This window comes from Halomonas sp. KHS3, assembly GCF_000830495.1.
Classification (GTDB): Bacteria; Pseudomonadota; Gammaproteobacteria; order Pseudomonadales; family Halomonadaceae; genus Vreelandella; species Vreelandella titanicae.
Genome location: NZ_JWHY01000005.1, coordinates 145,943 through 161,899 on the forward strand (window position 1 = coordinate 145,943; position 15,957 = coordinate 161,899).

General features: G+C 55.3%; 16 protein-coding genes. 4 read left to right on the forward strand and 12 right to left on the reverse strand.

Annotation, left to right across the window (positions count from 1 at the left end):
- The first annotated feature begins 116 nt into the window (after positions 1–116).
- The gene (gene lipA / locus RO22_RS13825) at positions 117–1,181 is read left to right on the forward strand and encodes a lipoyl synthase (RefSeq protein ID WP_022523163.1); all 1,065 of its coding nucleotides are present in this window, start codon (positions 117–119) and stop codon (positions 1,179–1,181) included.
- 112 nt (positions 1,182–1,293) lie between these two features.
- On the opposite strand, the gene lipB is transcribed toward lipA, so the two are convergent.
- The 11 genes from lipB to RO22_RS13880 form a co-directional block, all read right to left on the reverse strand.
- Complete coding sequence (gene lipB, locus RO22_RS13830; RefSeq protein WP_009286994.1) at positions 1,294–1,956, reverse strand: lipoyl(octanoyl) transferase LipB; 663 nt, start codon at positions 1,954–1,956, stop codon at positions 1,294–1,296.
- 2 nt (positions 1,957–1,958) lie between these two features.
- On the reverse strand, positions 1,959–2,267 hold the full coding sequence (locus RO22_RS13835; protein ID WP_022523161.1) for a YbeD family protein: 309 nt from the start codon (positions 2,265–2,267) through the stop codon (positions 1,959–1,961).
- A gap of 95 nt (positions 2,268–2,362) precedes the next feature.
- Positions 2,363–3,577: a D-alanyl-D-alanine carboxypeptidase family protein gene (locus RO22_RS13840; protein WP_027957539.1), complete on the reverse strand. Its 1,215-nt coding sequence runs from the start codon at positions 3,575–3,577 to the stop codon at positions 2,363–2,365.
- Between the two features lie 96 nt (positions 3,578–3,673).
- Positions 3,674–4,690: a septal ring lytic transglycosylase RlpA family protein gene (locus tag RO22_RS13845; protein WP_041158539.1), complete on the reverse strand. Its 1,017-nt coding sequence runs from the start codon at positions 4,688–4,690 to the stop codon at positions 3,674–3,676.
- Positions 4,687–5,748, reverse strand: a complete 1,062-nt coding sequence (gene mltB, locus RO22_RS13850) for a lytic murein transglycosylase B (protein WP_041158540.1) — start codon at positions 5,746–5,748, stop codon at positions 4,687–4,689. Before mltB ends, RO22_RS13845 begins: the two co-directional genes overlap by 4 nt.
- A 78-nt stretch (positions 5,749–5,826) precedes the next feature.
- Positions 5,827–6,987, reverse strand: coding sequence for a rod shape-determining protein RodA (rodA, locus tag RO22_RS13855; RefSeq protein WP_041158541.1), 1,161 nt, complete (start codon positions 6,985–6,987; stop codon positions 5,827–5,829).
- 3 nt (positions 6,988–6,990) lie between these two features.
- Positions 6,991–8,898 carry a penicillin-binding protein 2 gene (mrdA, locus tag RO22_RS13860; protein WP_022523157.1) on the reverse strand — a complete coding sequence of 636 codons (1,908 nt, stop codon included), beginning with the start codon at positions 8,896–8,898 and terminating at the stop codon, positions 6,991–6,993.
- An 88-nt stretch (positions 8,899–8,986) separates the two neighbouring features.
- Positions 8,987–9,454 carry a 23S rRNA (pseudouridine(1915)-N(3))-methyltransferase RlmH gene (rlmH, locus tag RO22_RS13865; protein ID WP_009286999.1) on the reverse strand — a complete coding sequence of 156 codons (468 nt, stop codon included), beginning with the start codon at positions 9,452–9,454 and terminating at the stop codon, positions 8,987–8,989.
- Positions 9,451–9,837, reverse strand: coding sequence for a ribosome silencing factor (rsfS, locus tag RO22_RS13870; protein WP_022523156.1), 387 nt, complete (start codon positions 9,835–9,837; stop codon positions 9,451–9,453). Before rsfS ends, rlmH begins: the two co-directional genes overlap by 4 nt.
- A gap of 78 nt (positions 9,838–9,915) precedes the next feature.
- Complete coding sequence (gene nadD / locus RO22_RS13875; protein WP_022523155.1) at positions 9,916–10,575, reverse strand: nicotinate-nucleotide adenylyltransferase; 660 nt, start codon at positions 10,573–10,575, stop codon at positions 9,916–9,918.
- 9 nt (positions 10,576–10,584) lie between these two features.
- Entirely contained in the window at positions 10,585–11,892 is a 1,308-nt protein-coding gene (locus tag RO22_RS13880; protein WP_022523154.1) for a glutamate-5-semialdehyde dehydrogenase, read from the reverse strand.
- Positions 11,893–12,090: 198 nt separating this feature from the next.
- On the opposite strand from RO22_RS13880, the gene RO22_RS13885 reads away from it, so the two are divergent.
- From RO22_RS13885 to RO22_RS13895, 3 genes are read left to right on the forward strand one after another with little or no spacing between them, the layout of a single operon-like run.
- On the forward strand, positions 12,091–12,945 hold the full coding sequence (locus RO22_RS13885) for a hypothetical protein (RefSeq protein WP_009287000.1): 855 nt from the start codon (positions 12,091–12,093) through the stop codon (positions 12,943–12,945).
- Positions 12,942–13,871 carry a diguanylate cyclase domain-containing protein gene (locus RO22_RS13890; RefSeq protein WP_041158542.1) on the forward strand — a complete coding sequence of 310 codons (930 nt, stop codon included), beginning with the start codon at positions 12,942–12,944 and terminating at the stop codon, positions 13,869–13,871. Before RO22_RS13885 ends, RO22_RS13890 begins: the two co-directional genes overlap by 4 nt.
- A 43-nt stretch (positions 13,872–13,914) precedes the next feature.
- Complete coding sequence (locus RO22_RS13895) at positions 13,915–15,312, forward strand: bifunctional DedA family/phosphatase PAP2 family protein (RefSeq protein ID WP_041158543.1); 1,398 nt, start codon at positions 13,915–13,917, stop codon at positions 15,310–15,312.
- Positions 15,313–15,330: 18 nt separating this feature from the next.
- Here RO22_RS13895 and RO22_RS13900 read toward each other — a convergent pair whose 3' ends face one another.
- Positions 15,331–15,954, reverse strand: coding sequence for a LysE family translocator (locus RO22_RS13900; protein ID WP_027957547.1), 624 nt, complete (start codon positions 15,952–15,954; stop codon positions 15,331–15,333).
- Positions 15,955–15,957 lie beyond the last annotated feature (3 nt).

A 15,957-nucleotide genomic window follows, 5' to 3' on the forward strand; every position in this document is an offset into this window, starting at 1 on the left:
CGCGATAAAATATTGAGCAAACTTCGTATTAACCAGGTATCAATAGGCAGGCTTGGAACAGGGTTAAACCTTTTTTACGCCTTCGGCCTACCGCACAGAAGAGAGGCTCTGTCACTATGAGCAATAACCCCTCGCAGCGCGTGTCCAGCGGTGAAAAATACCGTAATGAACATGGCATGTCGGTGATCAAGGATGGCATGAAGCAGCGCAAAGCGCAGCCAGAGGCCCCTTCTGTTGAGCTTGAGCGCAAACCCAAGTGGCTGCGAGCACAGATTCCAGGTGGCGAGCGTTTTGAAGCGGTCAAGAAAAACGTCGCGACCCACCGATTAAGCACTGTTTGCGCTGAATCCCACTGCCCCAATATGGGCGAGTGCTGGAGCAACGGCACGGCCACTATCATGCTGATGGGCTCGGTATGTACCCGCGCCTGTCGGTTCTGCGCAGTAGACACCGGCAACCCCCAGGGCTGGCTTGACCACGAAGAGCCTGAAAATACGGCTAAATCTGTAGAGCTCATGGGGCTGCGTTATATCGTACTGACTTCAGTTGACCGTGACGACCTCGACGATGGCGGCGCAACCCACTACGCCAACTGCATTCGCGCGATCAAAGCGCGCACACCCGAGGTGGTAGTCGAAGCCTTGACGCCCGACTTTGATGGTGACCTTGCCGCTATCGAACGCGTCGTCGATTCAGGCCTACAGGTATTTGCCCAAAATGTGGAGACCGTGGAACGCCTGACAGGCCGAGTGCGTGACCGGCGGGCAGGTTACCGCAAAACCCTCGATGTCCTTGCTCATGCCAAGCGCTACCGCCCAGATATCATCACCAAAACCAGCCTGATGCTGGGCTTGGGTGAAACCGACGAAGAGATTTTGCAAACGTTTGATGATTTACGTGAGATCGGCGTCGATATTGTCACGCTTGGCCAGTACCTTCGCCCGACCAAAAATCACCTGTCGGTGGAGCGCTGGGTAACGCCTGAAGAGTTTGATCGCTACCGCGTGATTGGCCTGGAAAAAGGCTTTATGGAAGTGCCCTCTGGCCCGCTGGTACGTTCAAGCTACCGCGCTGATCGCGTGTTTGAGAAAAACAACCTGGGGCTCGCCTCACCTGCCGCGATTCCCGGTCAGGAGCAAGAAGCAAACCCCAATATTATTCCAGCGCTCAACGTAGGATAGGCTTAAATTAAGCGTTCTACGGGGCTTGCTACTATGTATGGAGCGGGTTTTAAGACCCGCTTTATAAGCCTCGTTTTTTGAACCGTTTTTTTTAATAACGGTGACCCAATTTTTACAGTGGCGTGTTCTCGACACTGACCAATTCGCGGTTTAGCCGTTTAGCCAGCGCCTCGGCCAGCTGCTCACCCACCCGATGATCACCTGATAACGAGACGAGGTCAGCCAACTTCGCCATGGGCATACCTGCATAGCCGCAGGGGTTAATGCGCAAAAAAGGCGTCAGGTCACCGTCTACATTCAACGCCACGCCGTGAAAGCTCGCCCCCCGACGAATACGCAGGCCAAGTGAGGCAATCTTCGCCTCACCCGCTTCTGTCATCACATAAACCCCTGGAGCATCGGGCCGCGCTCGGGCGCTCACGCCATAGTGGCTCAAGACGTCAATTACGGCATTCTCCAATGCAGTGACTAAATCGCGCACGCCAATTTTTCCCCGCCGTACATCCAGCAGCGGGTACAGCACCACCTGCCCTGGCCCGTGATAAGTGACTTGCCCCCCCCGATCAACGTGCACCACCGGAATATCGCCGGGCAGCAGCAGGTGTTCGGGCTTGCCAGCCTGTCCTTGGGTAAACACCGGGTCATGCTCGACCAACCAGAACTGATCAGGGGTTTGCGCATCCCGTGTATCGGTTAGCGTGCGCATAGCTTCCCACACTGGCAGGTAGGCCTGGTGACCCAAATCGTGCAACTCAATCGGCACGGCGTTTTCCACGGTTACACCACCATATGCACACGGCCAGTAGCCTTGAGGTCGTCGAACAACTCTTTAATATGCTGCTCTCCGGTCGCTCTAATCACCACACGTACCGATTGAAAACGGCCATTGCGGCTATCGACCACCTGCATTGCCGTTGCATCGAAGTCAGGGTCATGGCGCACAATCACCTGGCACACACAGGCAGGAAAGTCTTCGGCCGCATCGCCGACGACTTTTAACGAGTAATCACATGGGAAAGTGATTTTAGGCGGCTCCTGAGCCGCCGGTTGGCGCAAATCACGAAGTCCCGGAGCACCTTTTTTCATAACAAACCTATTTCGTAAAGACTGATTTTCACAAAGACTGGGTTCATCACAGATATACGCTAGAACCCATCAACCTATCGGCTGTAAGTCTATAATCAATCCGTAAAATTACTAATCAGATTACTAAAGAAGCGCTGCACCTGATCGAACAAGCGCTTAAAGAGACCACCCTCTTCGATGTTTTCCAGCGCCACCAAGCGGCGCTCACCGACCACTTCGTCACCTAAATGCACTTCCAGCGTACCAACCTCGTCGCCAATGGCAATCGGTGCCTGTAGGTCTGGATTGAGGTTTAGGCGCGCACGCAGCTCTTCGTTGCGGTTGCGTGGCAGGGTCATAAAGACTTCTTCATCGACACCAACACGCAGCTCATTGATATCGCCGCCCCAAACCCGCGGCGTTGCCAATACGGCACCGCGCTCATAGAGCTTCATGGTTTCGAAAAAGCGGAAACCGTAGCTGAGCAGCTTTTGGGTTTCCTGAGCGCGTGCTTCATCAGAGTTGGTGCCCATCACTACGGAAATCAAGCGCATATCATCACGCTTAGCTGAAGACACCAGACAGAACCCCGCCTCCGTTGTCCAGCCAGTTTTCAGGCCATCCACCGAAGGGTCACGCCACAGCAAACGGTTACGGTTGGGCTGATCAATACCACCATAGGAGAACGTACGATGGGAGTAGATTTCGTAGTGATCAGGGTAGTCATTAATAATGTGCCGGGATAAACGCGCCAAGTCATGGGCCGTTGAGTAGTGGTTGTCGGCGGGCAAGCCAGTGGCGTTCTGGAAGTTGGTGTTATTCATACCCAACCGCGTGGCATGCTGATTCATCAGATCGGCAAAGGGCACCTCACCACCCGCCAAATGCTCTGCCATGGCGACGCTGGCATCGTTGCCCGACACAATGATGATACCGTGGAGTAGATCATCCACCGAAACCTGATCACCCACCTCAATAAACATTTTCGAGCCGCCGGTGCGCCAGGCATTCTCGCTAATATTAACCATATCAGTGAGCTTAATGGTGCCACGATTGAGCTCACGCTCTACCAAATAGGCGGTCATCAGCTTGGTTAAACTTGCCGGTGGCAGACGCTCATCGGAGTTATGCTCGGCCAAGATACGGCCACTGTTAGCATCCATCAGAATCCACGAACTTGCCGCTAACTGAGGGGCTGAAGGGATAATGGTTTGCGGCTGCGGAATTACCGGCTGAGGCGTTGGCTGGGCACTGGCAGGCACAGCAACCGTCGCCATGGCAGCGAAGAGGCACAGGCGTGCAGAGCGACCAATGGATGTAAACACGTTCATAACGTCAGTCTCACTTACTTGAAAGCTTACTTGAAAAGCTTATTTTAAAAAAACGGCGGCGCGTAAGGCGCGCCACCGGAAATAAACAGGGGTGAATTATCGCACAACAAAGACCTGGGGGAACCCTGCTTGGCGCAGTGTTTCTCGCGCTTGAGGTTCTTGGCTCGGAGCGATGGGACCCACTTGAACACGATAAACGTCAGCGTCGTTCATAATACGCACCGCATGGGGCTGCTCACCTTGTAAACGCTGCTGTAACTGCTGAGCGCCTTCCGGATTACCCAGTGCCGCGATCTGCAGATACACTGCGTCGCCGGCTTCCCCTTCGCTTGGCGGCTGCGCTGTTTGTTTCTGTGGTGAAGGATCAGCCGCAGATGCAGCAGACGCCGCCGGCGGAACGGGCATAGAAGAAGCATTTGCAGCAACCCGCGGTGCCTCGGCTACGCGAGGCTGGGGGGAAGCGTCGCCACCACCCTTGCCGTGCTCGGCCAGCCACTGCTCAGGGTTGATCGCTTCCACTTTCACGGAACCGGTACCATTGTCGAGGAAGCCTAGCCGGGCGGCTGCCGCGTAGGAGAGATCGATCTCACGGTCACTGTGGAAGGGGCCACGGTCGTTCACTCGGACAATGACCGATCGCCCATTATCCAGGTTTGTGACTCGCGCAAAGGTGGGTAGAGGCAGCGAACGGTGTGCCGCCGACATTTTATACATGTCGTAGATTTCACCGTTTGAGGTCGCGTAGCCATGGAATTTTTCGCCATACCAGGAGGCCGTACCACGTTTCTCATAACCCGTTGCATCAGGCAGCACTTGATAGGTTTTCCCCCACACTTCATAGCTAGAGCGGTTGCCCGCTCTGGAAGGCTGCTCAATGCGGGGCTCTGCATCAGGCACCTTGGTAACATCCGGCGGCTCGAGCGGATAGGCATCACCACTCATGGCATAGCGACCACCACTAGTGCTGGCCGCCGTTGAAGCAGGAACCGCCGTTTGATTCGCAGAACCGGAGGCATCTACCCGCTGAGTGTCATTGCTGGCACAGCCGCTGACCAGCGCCAGTAAGGCAATCGCACCAACCGCCCGCCGGCTAATCCTCAATTTGCTCTTCATCCCTCATCCTCGTGCAGCTCAGCAATCGCTTCTGCCAACTCGGCTACGGCCATGGCATAGAGGTGACTATGGTTGTAGCGGGTAATCACGTAAAAATTATACTCGCCAAACCGGTAACGGGTCTCTCCATTGGCGAACTCAAGCGCCAACGGCACCACTGGCAAATTATCATCAAGTGGCTCGCTGGGCTCAAGCCCATGAGTGGCCAACTGAGCAATACTCACCGCGGGAGGTGAGGTTTGGTTAAATGAGAGTTCCTGGAGTAACTCTACGGGCATTACGTCTGGCCCAGTGGCCTGGTGGTAGATATCAGCTCCCGGCTTCCAGTTATGCTCGGCAAAGTAATTAGCGACGCTGCCAATCGCATCAACCGGGTTCTCCCAAAGATCACGTCGTCCATCGCCATCAAAATCCACGGCATAGGCTTGATAACTGGTGGGAATAAACTGCGGGTAACCCATTGCGCCGGCATAGGAACCGCGCAACTCGGTAGGGTCGACCTGCTGTTCGTAGGCAATACGTAAAAAGGCCGCTAGCTCACCGCGAAAAAAAGCCCCCCTTGCTGGATGATGAAACGCCAGTGTGGCTAGCGAATCCAGCACGCGATGCTGGCCTTTATGGCGACCATAGTAAGTTTCAACGCCAATAATAGCGGTAATGATTTCAGCGGGCACACCATAGGTGCTTTCCGCTCGCGCCAAGGCGTCGGCATGAGCATCGATAAACTCCACGCCCTCTTCAATGCGCTGCTGGGTCAGAAAAATAGCACGATATTCGTACCACTTCAGACGCCGCTCAGCAGCCCCTTCCATGGCATCTAATACGCTTTGGGTATAGCTCGCCTGCCCCAGCGCTTCTGCCAACCATTCTTGCGGTAACCCTTGCTCGACCAGCTCTTCCACCAGCGCTTGGCTGTCAGCATTTTGCTGGGGAGCAAAGTGGTGAGGAGTCTCAAACTGAGCCTGCGGTGAAGGCTGATCAGCAAACGCCACGGGGGCCACCCAGCACATCAGCGCGGCCAACACATAGCTGCTCGTCTTCCCTTGAACCTTGTTCATTGGCTCTCCACTCCTGAGCTATTCAATCCTGAATTATCCATTACCGAGCAACATTAGCGTCTGAGGCAGGCTGCATCGCTAGCGCGACAGTAACCGACGATGCGCATGTATCGACATGAGAATACCGAAACCCGCTAACAAGGTCACGCTAGAGGTGCCGCCATAACTAACCAATGGCAGCGGCACCCCTACCACGGGCAAAATGCCGCTCACCATGCCCATATTGACGAACACGTAGATAAAAAAAGTTAGAATGATGCTGCCTGCCACCAAACGCCCAAAGGTATCTTGCGCGGAGCTTGCCATCCACAAACCACGGCTGACAATCAATAGATATAGGAACAGCAGCACAAGCATACCCACCAAACCAAACTCCTCGCCCAGGACGGCAATGATGAAATCGGTGTGTCGCTCAGGTAAAAACTCTAGTTGGGACTGGGTACCCTGCAGCCACCCCTTGCCCCATAGCCCGCCACTACCTATGGCCGTGGTCGACTGAATAATATTCCAGCCTGCCCCCAACGGATCGCTTTCAGGGTTGAGAAACGTCAATACCCGCTGACGCTGGTAGTTATGCATATTCATCCAGAGCAGCGGCACTGCGGCAGCCCCCAGCGCGGTAATAAATCCAATCAAACGCCACGACAAGCCCGCCAGTAGCACGACAATCAGGGCCGCGCTAGATACCAGCAGCGAAGTACCCAAATCGGGTTGGATCGCGGTTAGTACCACAGGCACGCCAATAATGACCCCACACACGACAATATCGCGCAGGCGGGGCGGTAGTTCGCAGCGATTTAGATAGGCAGCAACCATTAACGGGGCAGCTAACTTCATCATTTCCGATGGCTGAAAACGTATCACACCAGGAATCACTAGCCAGCGCTTCGCCCCCATGCCCACATCACCCACTACATCAACGGCAATCAGCATGGCTACGCCAACACAATAGGCCAATGGAGCAAAGCGCAAAAAGGTTGAGGGCGAGAACTGGGCAATAATTACCATGCCTACCAGCGCGATAAGAAAACGCACGCCTTGGCCAATCACTGCATCAATAGATTGTCCGGAAGCGCTGTAAAGAACGATTAAACCGCTCCCCATCAGCAGCAATAGCAAACCTAGCAGCCAAGGGTCGAGATGGATTCGCTCCCAGATACTTTTCCGCCGGGCGATACCACTCTCAGGCGGGCGAACAGGATGGCCACGCATCGAACGGGCTATATAATGCCAAGGCATGGCTTAGTTTCCCTCCACATTGGCATCATCTTCTTCCAACACTTCACGCACTTCCTCTACGTCGGGGGCCTCATCCTCAAGTAACCAGGCATCGGTCATTGCACGGGCCAGATGCGCTGCGTGGGTACTGCCACCACCGGCATTCTCAACAATAACCGAGACGGCAATCTGGGGGTCATCCAACGGCGCAAAGGCCACAAACAGAGCGTGGTCGCGCAGTCGTTCGGCCAGCTCATCGGCGTTGTAGCGCTGATCCTGCCCCAGCGAAAATACTTGTGCGGTGCCTGATTTGCCGCCCATGCGGTACTCAAGGCCCACACCGGTTCGCCGGGCAGTGCCTTCCGTGCCACTAACCACCTTTTCCATGCCGCTGAATACACGATCCCACCAGCTATCATTGGCGAGCACAATATCATCTAACGTATCCGGCAGATCACGCGGCACAGGGGTATCACCAATCTGTCGGGCCAGCCTTGGTTTCACCCAATGGCCCCGATTGGCCAGCGTTGCCGTAGCACTGGCTAGCTGGAGAGGTGTTACCTGCCAATAGCCTTGTCCAATCCCCACCGAGAGGGTTTCCCCGGGATACCAGGGCTGGTTAAAGCGGCCACGCTTCCAATCTCGCGAAGGCATCAAAGCACCACTCTCTCCCTGAACGTCATGGGCTACACGCCGGCCAAAGCCAAAATTACTCATTTGATCATGTAAGTCATCAATGCCTAAATCGTGCGCAAGGGTATAAAAATAGGTGTTATTAGATACCGCTAAAGCTCGTTCTAAATCGACCCGCCCGTGCCCCCAACGCAGCCAGTTGCGATAGCGTCGGGAATCATTAGGCAATTGGTAGTAACCAGGGTCGTTTATGGTGCTGTCTGGAGTGATTACCCCTTCCACCAAACCCGCGAGCGCTAGAAAGGGCTTAATCGTAGAGCCGGGAGGATAGTGACCGCGAGTCGCGCGGTTAAACAGAGGGAGATCAAGGTCTTGCTGCAAAGCGCGATAAGACGCAACATCAATACCGGTGACAAACTGGTTACTGTCAAAACCCGGTGTCGATACCATGGCGAGGATCTCACCAGTGCCCGGCACGATAGCCACAATGGAGCCACGACGACCATCCAGCAATTCGTAAGCCAGTGTTTGCAGCGACTTATCCAGGGTTAGGGTTAGGTTCTTACCAGGCACCGGATCGGTTCGCCCAAGCTCCCGCAAGACTCGCCCGCGAGCGTTTGTCTCAACTTTGCGCAAGCCTGCCTGACCGTGCAGCTCCTCTTCGTAAAAACGCTCAACCCCCGTCTTACCGATAAAATGAGTCCCTGCGTAGCGACCCGCGTCCAGGGTTTCCATCTCTTCGGCGTTAATCCGCCCAACGTAGCCCAGTGTGTGTGCCATGATTTCGGCATCGGGATAGTAGCGCAGCGGCTGAGCCTCTATTTCGACTCCAGGCAGACGATGACGATTAACCGCCAAACGGGCAATTTGTGCTTCGCTTAAGTCACTGGTAAGGAGGGCTGGCTGGAAAGGACGCTGGCGTTGGCGTGAACGCACATTGAACGCCTCGATCTCCTCTTCAGGCAGTTCAAGCAGGTCGACCAATAGTGCTAGGGTTTCATCTAGGTTATCGACACGCTCGCGAACCAGCGTGAGGTTGTAGGTGGGACGGTTTTCAGCCAGCAGCACCCCGTTACGGTCATAGATCAAACCGCGGTTCGGCGGCAGCGGCTCGACGCGAACCCGGTTGTTTTCGGAGCGCGTGCTGTACATATCATGCTGGACGATCTGCAAATAAACCAAGCGACTCGTTAGCAAGCCTGCAAGCGTAAAAACTACTAACACCGCGAGTAGCGCTCTAACACGAAAAATACGCAGTTCTTGCTCGGAGTTTTTTAGCGTGTTGGGGCGCTTGAGCATGGTAACGATGACTCTCAAATCAAACAATCAAATCAAACAAAAGGCGCAGCAGGCCATAACAGTGATCGCTCACCATCTCAGTTAGCCGTCAGCGGTGATAAGGGTGACCTACCAGTAGTGTCCAGGCACGGTAGAGCTGCTCGGCCAGCATAATCCGCACCAGCGGGTGAGGCAGCGTCAGCGGGGAGATCGACCAGGTTTTGTCAGCCGTCGCAGAGAGCGAGGGCTCGAGACCGTCTGGCCCCCCCACAAGCAGGACAATATCTCGCCCGGCCATGCGCCAGGCATCGGCTTCTTGCGCTAACTGTTCGGTGGTCCAAGGCTTACCTTTGACTTCCAGCGCGACTAGATACTCGTCGCCACGCAACTTATCGCGAATTCGCTGCGCCTCTTGGGCACGCGCCTTCGCGATATCTGCATTTTTGCCACGCTGACCGAGGGCAATTTCTTCTATCTCGAGATTAAAATCTCTCGGTAGCCGCTTGCGGTAAGTATTGACGCCCTCTTCTACCCAGCCAGGCATTTTGCTTCCTACCGCTAACAGCCGGATCTTCATGACATGCCGGCTCGCTCTTGGAAGCGCTCAAGAGAGTCGCCAATGGCACCCGAGTCGCTGGGCAGATCGGCCCACAGCCGCTCTAAGTCATACAGGGTGCGTGCCTCGGGCATCATCACGTGGACAACGACATCCCCCAGGTCGACCAGTACCCAATCGGCGTTATCGCCACCTTCAACGCCCAGCGGGCCAAGCCCTGCAGCCTTGGCTTTTTCCACGACGTTTTGCGCCAGGGCAGCCACATGGCGGGTCGAAGTGCCACTGGCAATCAGCATGAGGTCGGTAACCTCGGTTAATTTGGCAACATCCAACTGTGTAATGTCACGTGCTTTCAGTTCTTCTAGCGCGTCAACCGCTAGATTTTTCAATGTATCGATGTGCATGACTCCTAAAGACAACCTTATTGGTTAATCGGTCAATAAAGCCGGCCATTGTAACGGCTTCTTTGATGACTGCCAGCGCTATTCGCGTTGTCGATAAAGTCCGTCCTGCGTAATGGCCAATTCAACGGCTTCTGGCAGTAAATAGCGCACGCTTTTCCCGGCCTCCAAACGCTCGCGGATATACGTCGCCGAGATCGCCATCAGTGATGGCAGTTCCAATGGCAGATAGCCGCCGCAAGGCCGCTGCATCAATGCGTCTACGCTATCGACTCTGCGATGCGCTACCAGTTCCATTAATGATGCCGGTAACGGATCGTCATAGCCCGGTCTGGCAATCACCACTAGATGAGCAAACTCAAACAAGCGCTCCGGCTGGTGCCACTGGGCGAGCCGCAAAAAGGCATCAAAACCAATCGCCATCACCAGACGGGCCTGTTCGCCAACTTCCCCACGCAGCTCAGCCAGTGTATCGACGCTATAAGAGGGGCCGTCACGGCGCAGCTCGCGGTCATCGGCGATCAGCCCAGGCGTCGCACCGATACCCGCTTCTAATAACGCCAATCTCTGTTTCGCCGAGACTTGGGGTCGCCCACGTAGCGGTGGCTGTTGAGCCGGTATCATATGTAGCCGATCAAGCGACAGCGCCTCATGCAACTCTACCGCGCTGCGCAAATGCCCCAGATGAACAGGGTCAAAGGTGCCGCCCAACATGCCGATACGCTGCTCCGTTTGACTCATGCCACCACCCTATTCACGCACCTGGCCATCGCCAAATACGACGTATTTCTGAGTGGTTAGCCCTTCCAAACCGACAGGCCCACGGGCGTGAAGCTTATCGGTTGAAATTCCGATCTCAGCGCCAAGCCCGTACTCAAAACCATCGGCAAACCGGGTAGAGGCATTCACAATCACCGAACTGGAGTCGACTTCCGCCATAAAGCGGCGTGCGAGTGAATAATCCTGGGTGACAATCGCATCAGTGTGGTGAGAGCCGTACTGTTCAATATGGGCAATCGCTTCATCGATACCATCGACCACTTTGATTGCCAGCACGGGGGCCAAATACTCGGCATACCAATCGGCTTCTTCAGCAGCTGCCGCCTGTGGCAACAATGCCTGCGTACGCTGGCAGCCACGCAGTTCAACTTCATGTTCGGCATAAGCGCGGGCCAGTTCCGGCAGCAGCAGGTCAGCAATCGGCGCATCAACCAGCAACGTTTCCATGGTGTTACAGGTGCCGTAGCGATGAGTTTTCGCATTGACGGCGATGGCTAGCGCTTTGGCGGGATCAGCGGTGGTATCGATATACACATGACAAACACCGTCGAGATGTTTGATAACCGGTACGCGGGCATCACGGCTGATACGCTCAATCAACGACTTTCCACCGCGGGGGATAATCACGTCGACATATTCCGGCATGCTAATCATTTCACCCACCGCCGCGCGATCAGTGGTGGCGACTACCTGCACACTACCCGCTGGCAGGCCTACATCAGCTAACCCCGTTTGGATACAGGCGCTAATGGCGGCATTTGACTGGCTGGCTTCCGACCCGCCGCGCAAAATACAGGCGTTGCCCGACTTCAAACATAGGCTGGCGGCTTCCAGGGTTACATTTGGGCGCGACTCGTAAATAATCCCGATGACGCCCAGCGGGACGCGCATTTTGCCCACTTGGATGCCGCTAGGCCGATAACGCATATCGCCAATTTCGCCCACCGGGTCAGGCAAGCCCGCTACCTGCTGTAGCCCTTCAATCATGGCGTCGATACGCGCGTCGTTCAGAGCTAAGCGATCCAGCAGCGCGCTTTCCAAACCGTTCTCGCGGCCACGCTGTAAATCCTCGGTGTTGGCATCCAGTATTTTGGCTCGCGCCTCGGTCAAGCGCTGCGCCATAGCCATTAGCGCACGGTTTTTCAACCCGGTATCCGCCCGCCGCAGTTCACTGGCGGCACGGCGCGCCGCTTGCCCCAAGGCCTGCATGTAGGCGGGCACATTCCCGGCAATTAAGTGCTGATGGGCCTCGTCTTGGAACGGTGTTGAAGCGCTCATAGTGTCTCCGTACGGAAGGATACTTTAATTTTTTAATTAACCATGTATCGCGTTTTACATGTTTTGCTTATGTTACGTCATTTCATCGTTATACTGGGGACGATTAAGGCACTAATATGTCTCGCGTACATTTATTATCCTACAATTACTTTACTTGATGAGATACATCTGGTCATTCAGGACGAATAGTAAGTCACCATGCAAAGCAAGTACAAAATCCGCCTGCTACGTGCCAATCTTTTAGCTGCTGCCGTCGCTTTGGCACTATGGACACCCGCTACACCCCCTGCTGCTGCCCTAGTGCTGTGGCTATCAGTCGGCTGGTTACTCATCACCGCACTGATGCTTGATTTTAGCCACCGTCGTTCGCGAGGATTGCCATGGCAAATTGTACCGGGTGCACTGCTATTGGGTTTAATTGCCACTGCTCCAGAACGACACGGCATTTTAATCTGGGCGTGGGCCGCAATGCTGATGCTGCCCCAAAACAATGGGGTCGCCGCTTTTAACCTCAGCGCTGCACTGATTAGCGCTGTAATGGTAGCACCTCAATTGGAGGCGTCAGCGCTTGTGCTGCTGATTTGTTCACTGCTGGTGCTTGGCCTGCTGGCCTTATCCAGAGCACAGCAGCTTATTGATATGAACGGTTCCATTCGCCAACGCCTGCGATTGATTCCCGGCCTTAACCTTTGGGCCGGTGAGCAGTTGCTGCGCGATATCGCCCGGGAACAAACGCGCTGCGAGCGTGAAGGCGTTCATGCGGAACTGTTTATTCTGCACGTAAAACGCCACCAACTGTGGCCAATGGCGCAAAAGCTGTGCGAATTAACCTATGATTTTGAAAACGTTTACCGATTAAGCAGCACAACGCTGGTGACACTCATTCTTGCCCGCTCACCTAGAGAAGCCGCTCAACGACGCAGCCTACTACTCGCCGACTTACCCGACAATATTACCAGTGAACACCTTGAATTAATCGATATCGAACCGGCAACGCTTTCGGTGTTTGAGATCAGCAAACTTCCGGCTGAGCGGGTGCGGGAGACGGTATGATCGAGTACCTCCCCAAACGATTAATGACCCTGGCTTATACTTCCAGTATCGCGTTGATGGTGGGTTACGCGCTATGGCTGTATGCCATGGGTGACTACCGCGACCTGCTGATTCCCACCTTTATGACCCTGCTGCTAATGGCCGCCCTGCTGATGCATATAGGGCAGGGCGTAAAAAGCTACCTGCCGCGCATTATTTTACTCTGCAGTACCTACTCGGTAGTGCTCGGCGCTTTCTATTTTCAGCCGCAGGTATCACCTCTATGGTTAGGCCTGCCGATTACCGCCGCGTTTTTACTGCTACCGCTATGGGCTGCAATGCTGATTAATATTGCCATTGGGCCATTGTGGTGGCTGCTTCCTTCGGTCGCCTCCGCGCCACCGGCGATTATCGTGGGCTATGCTGCTTTAACACTGTTACTTGCCCTCCCCCGCTGGGAGCATGCTCGTCGCCGCGCACTCTTAAGAGCTACCGACCCCAACGACAGCGACTGCGAAGCTTTCCATATGGACACGCTAAAAGAGCGTTTACACAGCGAGTTCCAGCGCGCTGCCATGCTCAATCAGCAACTGGCAGTGCTGGTACTGCATTTACCGCAGTTGGATATGGCAGCAGAGCAGTTTGGCCATCGTGCGCAAACGGCGCTGCTGGGAGCGCTATGCGGTGAAGTGAATAGCCGTTGTCGCGATCATGATGTGCTGGGGCGCGCGGACAGCGCCACTTTTTGGCTGGTTCTACCTGACACTAGTGAAAGCGGCGCTCTGTTGGTACGCGAGCGTTTACAAAGAGCTCTTTCACAGCGTGTACTGGTAGAAACCGGTCAACTGGAAGCGCGCATTGCCGCCTGCTTACCCAGTCGCACCGAGCACTTTGCACACTATGTAAAGCGCCTGGAAACCCGCGGCGCCGCCCTCGCCAACCTCTAATCTGCCTTTTCAATGTCTCTTATCTGACGCTGGAGTACTCTCCTTGCCGCTAGCCGATCTGCTCCACTCATTAACGCCATCGCCTGCGTTGATCGTCTGTCTGGTGCTGGCGATTTCATTAGTAGAATCACTTGCCTTGATCGGGCTGCTGGTGCCGGGCGTGGTGTTAATCACTACCGCAGCCTCCCTGGCGGGACATCAGGATCTTGGCTTGGCATGGTTAATCGGTGCTGCCTTCATAGGCGCTATTTTAGGCGACGGCGTCAGTTTTTCGCTGGGCTTTAAACATCACGAGCAGGTCACTCAGAGATGGCCCCTTTCCCTGCATCCCGAATGGTTGGGCCGCGGGGCACGGTTCTTTGAGCGCTATGGCATTTGGTCAGTGTTTATCGGCCGCTTTGTCGGTCCGGTGCGACCGATTATTCCCTTGGTAGCAGGCATGATGCGTATGCCACCACGCACCTTTATTTGGGCTAACGTCACTTCTGCAGCACTGTGGGCGCCTGCCTATATACTGCCCGGCTATTTGTTGGGGCGTACCTGGCAGCACCATTTGAATCTACCGCCAGGCATAGAGGCTGCGCTGCTTATCCTCGCAGCGATCATTGTCGTGCTCGCGGTGATTTTCTCCTGGGGTCGGCATCAGGCGACACGGCATGGGCGACTTTACCGGGCTATTGCTGTCAGCGTTCGCCGTATGCCGCTACTACGCAGGCCATGGCTGGCCATGAGTCAAACCGGCGATGTTCCCTTGGCTTCACTACTGTTACTGGTCATAGCGCTAGGCAGTCTGTCTGGCTGGACACTGCTGGTCATCGCCCACCATGAACCGCTTGAGATTGATCTGTTCATTCAGCAACTGTTCTCCTGGCTGCAGAGCGATGTTTTGTACCGAGCGGGGAATGTTTTTGCACGCATTGGCGACACCCTAGGCATTATCGCTTTAACACTGCCTTGGGCAGCATGGATGCTGGTGAGCAAGAGATGGGAGGCTTTACTGCACTGGAGTGGCGCCTTTGCCAGCGTCGCCCTGCTAAACACAGTAGGCAAAGGGCTGTTTGGTCGTGCTCGCCCAGAGACACCGGACTACTTAATGGGCTCGTTCTCCTACCCCAGCGCCCACACTTCCACCGCCATGGTGCTCGTTGGCCTTACAGCGGCGTTCGTTGCGGCCGAGATACCCCGTCAAAAACGCTTTTGGGTGTACTGGATAGCACTAGCGCTTGCACTGCCCATGGCGCTATCAAGACTGGTGGTGGGCGTGCACTGGTTCAGTGATCTGGTGGGAGGCGCGCTACTCGGCTTGGTCGTTTGCGCACTCACGCTACTTCATTGGCAGCAGCAGTCGCGCCCGTCGATGCGCCCCTGCCCGTGGCTTCTGCTCAGCCTGGCATCGCTAGTGCTTATCAGCGCTCGCGTCGGCTTCTTCCCACCGGTTTAGCTTTAAATCGACACCGCTTTACCCCAAGGCAAGCCACAGGCCTACCCCAATCATCAGTGTTCCGGCGATGCGATTCAGGAGCCGGACATTGCCGCTTTTACCGAGCACATTGCGTAGCGTTTTGCCGCCGGTGGCATAGACCAGCATGCTGACAAACTCAATGGTCAAAATGACCGCTATCAGCAGGCTGAGCTGCCCCGGCAATGGGCGACTACTATCCAAAAAAGGCGGCAGCAGCACCATAAAAAATGCCCACCCTTTAGGGTTTGCCACCGCGGTAACAAACCCTTGCATGGCTAACTGCAGGGGGCTAGCGGGTGGGCCCGCATCAAGCTCGCTAGGAATCGCCATGCGCCCACGGGAACGCCACATCATAATACCCAAATAACCCAGGTAAGCGCCGCCCACCCACTTAAACAGCACAAACAGCTCTGGCTGACGCAGCATTAACGCCGCCACGCCTGCGCCAGCGGCCGCCGCCACCAAGCCCACGCCGAGCAACTCGCCAATCATCATCCACAGCGTGCGTTTGACGCCTTGGGTCATGCCCAGCACCATGGCGAGGGTCATGCACATACCTGGGGTTAGCGAGACAAACAGAAACGTTGGCACAAAAACCGACAGCGTGGCCCACGACATCATAGA